The 8,130-nt window shown below is 60.6% G+C and carries 6 protein-coding genes; 5 read left to right on the top strand and 1 reads right to left on the bottom strand.

The window, feature by feature from the left end:
* Positions 1 to 831: 831 nt before the first annotated feature.
* Positions 832 to 1,515, bottom strand: coding sequence for a sugar transferase (locus J2X53_RS07435; protein WP_349036841.1), 684 nt, complete (start codon positions 1,513 to 1,515; stop codon positions 832 to 834).
* A gap of 947 nt (positions 1,516 to 2,462) precedes the next feature.
* On the opposite strand from J2X53_RS07435, the gene J2X53_RS07430 reads away from it, so the two are divergent.
* From J2X53_RS07430 to J2X53_RS07410, 5 genes are all read left to right on the top strand, one after another.
* The gene (locus tag J2X53_RS07430; RefSeq protein ID WP_349036840.1) at positions 2,463 to 3,602 is read left to right on the top strand and encodes a glycosyltransferase family 4 protein; all 1,140 of its coding nucleotides are present in this window, start codon (positions 2,463 to 2,465) and stop codon (positions 3,600 to 3,602) included.
* A 68-nt stretch (positions 3,603 to 3,670) separates the two neighbouring features.
* Positions 3,671 to 4,771, top strand: a complete 1,101-nt coding sequence (locus tag J2X53_RS07425) for a polysaccharide biosynthesis/export family protein (RefSeq protein ID WP_349036839.1) — start codon at positions 3,671 to 3,673, stop codon at positions 4,769 to 4,771.
* Entirely contained in the window at positions 4,768 to 6,087 is a 1,320-nt protein-coding gene (locus J2X53_RS07420) for an oligosaccharide flippase family protein (protein ID WP_349036838.1), read from the top strand. The genes J2X53_RS07425 and J2X53_RS07420 overlap by 4 nt, the downstream gene beginning before the upstream one ends.
* Entirely contained in the window at positions 6,080 to 7,057 is a 978-nt protein-coding gene (locus J2X53_RS07415; protein ID WP_349036837.1) for a glycosyltransferase family A protein, read from the top strand. Before J2X53_RS07420 ends, J2X53_RS07415 begins: the two co-directional genes overlap by 8 nt.
* Positions 7,054 to 8,112, top strand: coding sequence for a glycosyltransferase (locus J2X53_RS07410; RefSeq protein ID WP_349036836.1), 1,059 nt, complete (start codon positions 7,054 to 7,056; stop codon positions 8,110 to 8,112). Before J2X53_RS07415 ends, J2X53_RS07410 begins: the two co-directional genes overlap by 4 nt.
* Positions 8,113 to 8,130: the final 18 nt, after the last annotated feature.

Here is an 8,130-nt window from a genome sequence, read left to right as displayed (position 1 = left end):
GCCGGGCAGATATGCTACGTGTTAGACGCCGATGCGCCCAAACCGCCCACATATCCCTTCATCACATTCAATTTTCAAAGAGCATGAAGACAAAAATTTCAGGACCACCAATCTCTTGGTGCTTCCTGCAACCGTACCTTCAGATGTCACGTCGAACTTCCATCGTCGCTCCGTCGCCTCAGAACCGCGTTTCCACGTCCCCGCCGCTTCGGTAAGGCGGTGTTTAGGCCCACCACAAAAAACCTGCAAGAGGAAATCTTCACACAACCGTCGTTTTTCCAAGATACCCTATGTTTCCTTGACCCAAACGCGCAAACTTTCTGCAGGAAGCATGCCGGTGGTTCGTCCTGTCGGTCCAGAAGCACGGCTTGCTGATGGAATCGCCATGATGAAGCGATTCCTTTCGACGGGCGGCCCAGCTCAGACATGCCCTTCTTGTGGTGCCCCGTCCTTGTGGTGTCCCGTCATAGTTCCTTGCGTCACTGAAAGCATTCCTCGCGCGATCAGCCATGAGCCTGTCTTCATGTCCCGACCAAGCCATCAGGTCATAAGCACGTGGCTTCGCGCACATCCTCATTGACAGATCATATCATCCGACAGCCCAGTCCCGGTCCGCGCGCCCGGCAGGCGTTATAGCAGTACCAAAACGACGATCCGCAGGTCGGCGCCACGCGGCCTCATTTCGGGCGTCGCCTTGCAGCCGGGCTGCTGACCAATCGCTGCGACAGGGGGCATGACCACAGGACTGTTCCGCACAGCATGACAGTCAGTCTGCGTCACCAGTGCGGAAACCTCAGGTTTGCCGGCCCGCTGGGGAGCGACAGAGCCCAGTCAGTAGTTGCTTTTCTGAGAGAGAACGACGCCCAGTGTCTTGGCGATGATCTTCATATCCCCGCGAAAGGACAGGCTGTTGATGTACTCTATATCGTACAGAATGCGATCACGCCCCTTTTCCAGTGTCTCGACCGGCCCACTGTTTCCCTGAACCTGCGCAAGCCCTGTGATTCCCGGCCGGACGGCATGGCGAGAGTGATAGTAAGCGATGGCGCTGTCAGCCCGAACCCCTTCGACTTCCATGTCAAGCGGATGCGGCCGAGGGCCAACGACGGACAGCCGCCCGCACAGGACATCCCAGAACTGCGGCAACTCGTCGAGGCAGGTGCGCCGCAAAATGGCGCCCAGGCGAGTGACCCGCGCATCATTCCGCACTGTTTGTTGTCGCCCGCCAATATCGGCTGCCGTGTGATGCATGGTGCGGAATTTGGTGACGCAAATTATTGTCCGATCCACCCCAAATCTTGGCTGACGGAAAAAGACCGGGCCTGGCGACTCAAGTTTTATTGCCGCAGATATAATAAGCATGATCGGGCTGACTGCAATCAAAGCCGCGATTGCAAAGACCCTGTCAAACCACGGCTTGAGATAGACCCAAGTCCCTGCATTCACATGAGCGAAAGAGTCATAAGCGTGGCGTGATGCACCCGGTATAACACCGAGGTTATCTTCTCTGAGCATAACTTTATCCAGCGTGACCGGAAACCATTTTTAAATATGCCCTAGGTTATCGGTAGATGCGCGTGAGTCAAGGAAATGTTAACCAAATCTTAACGATCATTAACCGTAGATTGATTGCATAAGCTTTGCTCACCTTAAAGCTGTGTCATGACTTTGTGGTGTAGCCACGCAGACAATATCATTGGTATAGGGATCGCTACATTAGTATGCCCTTTTACCAATGCCAACCTAGGCTGTCTCGTGTCCATCGTGCATGCTGCCTGGCAACCTCAACAGCCGTTCACACCTGCGCCCCGTAGTAAAACCGTTTTAAAACAAGTACTAAGATGGCTATACCTGCACGAAGTATCCGAAACTTAATACACGCGATCTCCAAAAGTACGCCATCGCGCCTGACGTCTCAGGATTTTCCCGTATTATCGACGGTCTGAGTGCAGGTTCGCCCGGCGTCACCCTGCGAAGAAATGGCCGATCAGAAACTTCGACTCAAAGATTCACTGATTCGTATAGCCCATACCCAGGAGCTGGCATTCAACCACAGCATGTAATTGCATTCTTGGCTTCACCTGACTTTGAAACGCGACGCCATGCCCGTTCGGTGGCAGGAATGCCCAAGATGCAGATCGACGTGACACTGAGGAAGACATGTAGAATCAAAGATGTCTGGCAGGGGATGCCGCAAAAGCGGGTTTGTGGCAGAGCCTTTGATGAGCAATAAGTTTTATTGATCTCCATCCCTGCACCGCCCAGGAACAAATGAAGTACATAAAAACTGTTTTGCAGAAAATGAATAAAATGCTACTGTTGTTAAAATAAGATCACATAAGAACGATTCCATACGCCAACCTCCCGGAGCCAAACACTCTTGGGGAACGATACCGAATTTCTTTCGAGCCGTGCATTTTAACGCGGTCACTCAATTTTAGATTGCATCAGGGCAGTCCTTCATGCGCTTTGCTATTACCCATCCTACTTCCTGGCCTTGGGTTCGGAGAGGATCTGAAAGACTTTTGAATGATTTGTCAGTCTATCTGGCAGCGCGGGGGCATGATGTCACTGTCATTACCTCGTCCCCGGAGGGTGCGGGGGAAGATTGCACTGGTGGGATCAGGCGTATTCTGTTGCCTCAACGGCTTGGAAAGCTCGGAAAATTCAGGCAAATCAACGGCTTTCATGCCTTTGCCTTTGATTGTGCGCGTGTGGTGCGCGAGGGCAACTTCGACAGCGTTCATTGCCTCGGATATCATGAGGCGTGGGGGATTCTGCGACAGTATCGCGGCAAACCCCGCCCCCGGCTTGTCTATCAGATGACCGGCATTCCACTGGCGCGGTATTTTCGCGCGGTTCCGTTTGACCGTATCATGTTTGACCAGGTGATGCGCGGGGCGGATGAGGTGATCTGCCTTTCTGAATTCGCGCGTGACAGCATGAAACGTGACTTTGGGCGCGACAGTATTCTGATACCCTCACCCACCGACACGGCCCCCTTCAACGCACAGCAGCGCATCATACCGGACCGCCCTCGCATCCTGTTTTGCGGCGATGCTGACGAGCCGCGAAAGGGCGCGATCCTGCTGGCGAGGGCGTTTGCTCGGCTGGACCACCCGGATGTCGAGCTTCATCTGTCGGGACGCTGCTCGCCAGAGACAGAGCGCCGTATCAGGGCCTGCCTGCCGATGGCCATGCAAAACCGCGTTATCTTTCATGGTCTTGGGAAGGTTGAAGATCTGCCTGCGCTTTATGCGTCGGCGGCAGTCGCCGTAAATCCGGCGGTGTGGGAGGCGCTGGGGAATGTACTGATCGAAGCCTTGGCGACGGGAACGCCGGTGGTTGGCTGCGATCACGGTGGCATTCCTGACATCATTACCACCGATGAGGTTGGTGCGTTGTTCGCGCCGCAAATGCAAAAGGGTGTCGCAACAGACGCCCGCGCGCTGTGCAAAGCGCTGGCGCATGGGCTGGACCTGTCCACACGGCGGAAAACGACAGCGATCTGCCGCGCCCGCGCCGCCGCATTCAGCTGGGAGCGGCTTGGACCGCAGTACGAAGCAGCCTTGACCGGCAACCGGGCAGAGGTGGCCGCATGAGGCATCTGAAAGCAACATTTGCATTTTGCAGTCTTCTGCTGGCGGAAGCCGCACAGGCACAGGAACACATGCCACGCCTTGCTCCCGGTGATGTGCTGACCATCCGGGTGGCGCGTCTGCCCGAACTGGACCGCGACGCCATGATCGGGCCGGATGGCAGCATCCGCATTGCAGGGCGCGCAGTGGCCGTGTCCGGGCTGGATCTCGACGCCGCGCACAACGCCATTGTGGCCGCTGTAAAGCAGGAAACCGGGGCCGAACCGCCTTTCGTTCTGGTCGATGTGCTGGAATGGCGGCCGGTGGCGATTTACGGTGCCGGGGTACGCAGCGGGGATGTTCCCTGGCGGCCCGACATGACCGTGCGCCGCGCCGTTGCGACGGTTGACAGCCGCCTGCGCGACGACGACAGCCCGCAGCTGATCGAAATTCTCGAAGGTCAGCGGGCAGCAACCCGGATTCTGGATGAAACCGACCGGCTGGCACGCGCGCTGGTGCAGATCTCTATCCTCAGGGCTGAGTTGGGCGATACGTCTGCCTTGGCGGATGCGGGCGCAGATGAGCTTGATCCCGCCGTGCTGGACCGGATCCGCGTGATCGAAGCCGAGGTTCACGCCCTGCGGCGCGAGCGTCTGGCACAGCAACGGGAAAACCTGTCCTCGCAGCGGCTTGCGGTCACCCGCCAGATTGAGTCGATGGCCGAAGAACTGGATCTGCAGCGCAGTCGCGTCGGCCTGTTCGAAGAGCAGCTGGTGACGGCGGAAACCCTTTCCGCACGTGGGCTTTCCACTCAGGATCGCGTCAGCAACCGTCAGGCAGACCTGATGAACGCCCAGCTTCTGGTGGTGCGTCTGATATCTGAACGGGCCGAGGCCGAGTCGCGGCAGATTCTGATCGACAGCCTGATCAATGAACTGGGCACAAACTGGACCCTCGATCTGACGACCGAGCTGAATACGGCGCAGGCAACCGCGATCTCTGCACGCAACGCACTGGCGCTTGCCCGTCAGGATCTGGCGGCCAGCGAACAGATCCTTGGAACGGTCATCCTTGAACCCGCCAGGACGGCCTATGCGATCCATCGCAAGGGCGACTCCGGGTTTACGGCACTTGCCGCAGATCCTGACACAGCGGTTCAGCCGGGCGATATCATTCAGGTCATCCGCAAATGACCGCCCGGACCGGATCCGCGCGGGCCGGGGCGCTGGCGTTGATCGCCAAACTCGCCGGCGCGGGCCTCGGGATTGTCGTGAACATCGTCCTTGCCCGCCTCATGGGGCCCGAAAGCTTTGGCCTTTACGCCTTGGGCATTGCCTTGGGGACTGTGGTGGCCGTCGTTGCGTCGGGCGGAATGCCCTTTGGTGCGGTTCGGTTCCTGCCGGACTATCTTGCGCGCGGCGATTTCGCGGCGTTGCGGGGGTTCTTGCGGGCCAGCCTTGTGGTCACGGTTCTGGGCGGGGCGCTTTGCATGGCTGCGATGCTGCTATCTGCGTCGCTACTTGATCAGAACACCCTGATGGTGCCGGTCCTGCCATGGGCGGCACTCATGGTGGTGCCCGCAGCGCTGGCCCAAAGCCTTGCGTCCCTGCTGCAAGCCCGCAGTCACGTGGCCGGGCCAGAGATCGTGCAAAGTCTGGTGCGGCAAGGGGCCACTCTGGGTCTGATCGGGGTGTGGATCGCGCTTGGCGGGGTGCTGGAGTTCCGCAGCGCCCTCGGGCTTGCGGCCTTGGCCGTCGCGCTGGCCGCCCTTGCGCTGTGGCTGCACCTCATGCGGCTGGGGCGCGACGAGCCACGCCCTGCCGCAGCCACGCGCGAAGGCCTGCGGCTCTGGATGGGCGCAGGGGCCGGGATTCTGGTGATCCTGATTATGGCCGCGCTGAATGAACGGGTGGATCTGTTTGTGCTTGGCTGGCTGGCAACCCCCGCCGAACTGGGCATCTACTCCGCTTCCGTCCGAATCGCATCGGTTGCGATCCTTGCACTGGCCGGGCTGGGCGCGGCCTACACGCCGCGTATCGCCGCCGCGTGGGCAAGGCGTGACCGCCGTGAAGTCGAACGGCTGTGCCGTGAATGCGCGCTTGCAGGCACCGCGCTGACGGTTGCGATGACGCTTGGCGCATATGTTGCCGGCGGATTCGTGCTGTCGCTGTTCGGACCAGAGTTCCGGGCAGGCGCCACAGTGCTGACGATCCTGCTGGCGGCGCAGGTCGCCGTCGGGGCAATGGGCATGGCCAGTGGTCTGGCGGTCATTTCCGGAAATTCACACATCGCTCTGACCGGGGTGGCCATCGGGCTGGTGGTGAACGCGGTGACCGGCGTTCTGCTGGTTCCGCAGCTTGGAATGACTGGCGCGGCAATCGGCGTGGTTGCCGGGTTTGCGATGTCTCAGGCGGTGATCGGCATCTGGTGCAGTCTGCGTCTGGGCTTGCGCGCCACATTGCTGCCCATTGGCCGCAGGGTGTCAGGCGTGGGGGTGGGTCATGCCTGATCGTCCCCCCTTTGTCAGCGTGATCGTGCCCACCCATAACCGGCGCGAGTCGCTTGTGGCCTGCCTGAACGGTCTGCTTGCCCAAGACTACCCGTCTGACCGCTTTGAGATCCACGTGGTGCACAACTGGAGCGATGACGGGACGGATGCCGCCGTCGCCGCCATCGCGCAAACCACCGCTGTGCCGATCCACTACGCCCGCCGCAACGGTCGCGGTCCGGCCCCGTCGCGTCAGTTCGGGGCGCAGGCGGCGATCGGATCAGTTTTGGCCTTTGTTGACGACGACTGCGTGCCGCTACCGGGCTGGATCACCGCCGGGGTTGCCGGATTTGGCACAGCAACGGGCTTTGTGCAGGGGGCAACCTACCCAAACCCGGCACATCGTCGGCGGATCTTTGAAAAAACGGTTCATATCCCTGCACCATCCCCATGGTTCGAAACCTGCAACATCTTTTATCTGACCGAAGCCTTTCAGGCGGTTCAGGGCTTCACCGGCCCCTTTGGCGACCTGTTCTACGGCGAGGATACCGATCTTGGCCGCCGGGTTTTGGCGGCAGGCTATGTCGCAGGCTTTGCGCCGGATGCCGTTGTGTATCACGACATCACCGCCCAGTCCGTTCGTCGCTGGCTGATGGAATGCTGGCATCTGCGCAATATCCCGATGCTGGTGCGCCGCTGGCCGGGGCTGCGTGACGCCCTGTTCCTGCGGATCTTTCTGAACCGGCAGACTGCGGCCTTTGATCTTGGTCTGCTGGGTCTGCTGTCGGTTCCGCTGACCGGCACGTGGGGCCTGCTGGCGTTTGTGCCGTTCTTCTTCGTGCGGATGCTGGAACCCGGGCGGTATCGGAACCCGGTCGTGGTCGCATTGCGGGCGGCCTTTGGTCTGCCGCGATCCGCCGTGACCTTTGCCGCGCTGGTGACCGGATCGCTGCGCCACGGCTCCCTTCGCGCGGGGGGGATCGTGCTGTGACGCAGGTGCTTTTGATCCACGAACGCTTTGCGCCAGACAGTGGTGGTGGGGGCGAATATGTGGCGCTGGAACGTGCCCGCTGGCTGATGCGCAGCGGCTGTCAGGTCCGGGTGCTGTGTGCCGGGGATCCGTCGATCACCGAAGTTGACGGAATTCCGACGTGCCGTTTTGCGGTGCCGCGTCAGGCCATGCTGCTGTTGCTGCCACAGGCGGTGGCCGAGGCGCGGCGCGCCGACATCGTGCATGCCTTCACCTTTCACGCAGCGCCCCTTGCCTATGCCGCCGCCCGCCTCGCCCGGCGTCCGGTAGTGTGTGAACAGCTTGGTCTGTTCGGCCCCGCGTGGCGCGACATGCGCGCGGGGCTTGCGGGGCGCGTGCTGGAACAGGTCGAGCGCTGGCAGCTGCGGCTCCGGTTTGACGATCATCTTTTCCTCAGCCCGGCCTCGTTTGATCTGGCCCGCCGGCTCGGGTTCGGCGGGACCGGCAGCATCGTCACGCCGGGCATAGATGCGTCCTCTGCTGTGGCGGGGGACAAACCTGCAGCGGCCCCGGTGCTGTTTGCGGGCAAACTGGATCGGCGCAAGGGGTTTGACCGTCTGTGCGCCGTGGCAGAGTCGATGCCTGACATCCGGTTCGAGGCGGTCGGCTGGACAGACGGCACATTGCCCTGTGCGCCGGGTAATGTCGCCATCATCGAAGGGCGCGGCGCAGTCTACCATGCCGCTCTGGCGCGGGCGTCGGTGCTGTTCATGCCGTCGCGGGCCGAGACCTTTGGCCTTGTCATCTTCGAGGCGATGCAGGCCGGGTGCAGCATCGTGTCGACCATTCCGGCGGATTACCACGGTGTCCTGCTGGACCCATGGGATCACGACGCAGCGGTACGCGCGATCCGGGCCCGCACCGATGACCCCGGGCTCGCCCTGACCGAAGGGCACCGCAACCGAACCAAAGCCAAAAGCCTGTCGTGGCAGGCCAGCAGCGATGCTGTGCTCGCCATCTACCGAAAACTTCTTTCAGAACCCAAATTCAAAGGATCAGCCAATGAGCCCCAATGATAGCGGCGATATTCGTGC

It is taken from the genome of Pseudotabrizicola sp. 4114 (genome assembly GCF_031457365.1).
Taxonomy (GTDB): Bacteria; Pseudomonadota; Alphaproteobacteria; order Rhodobacterales; family Rhodobacteraceae; genus Pseudotabrizicola.
Note: the sequence above shows the minus strand (reverse complement) of the source record. Positions and strands in the feature narration are given on the sequence as shown.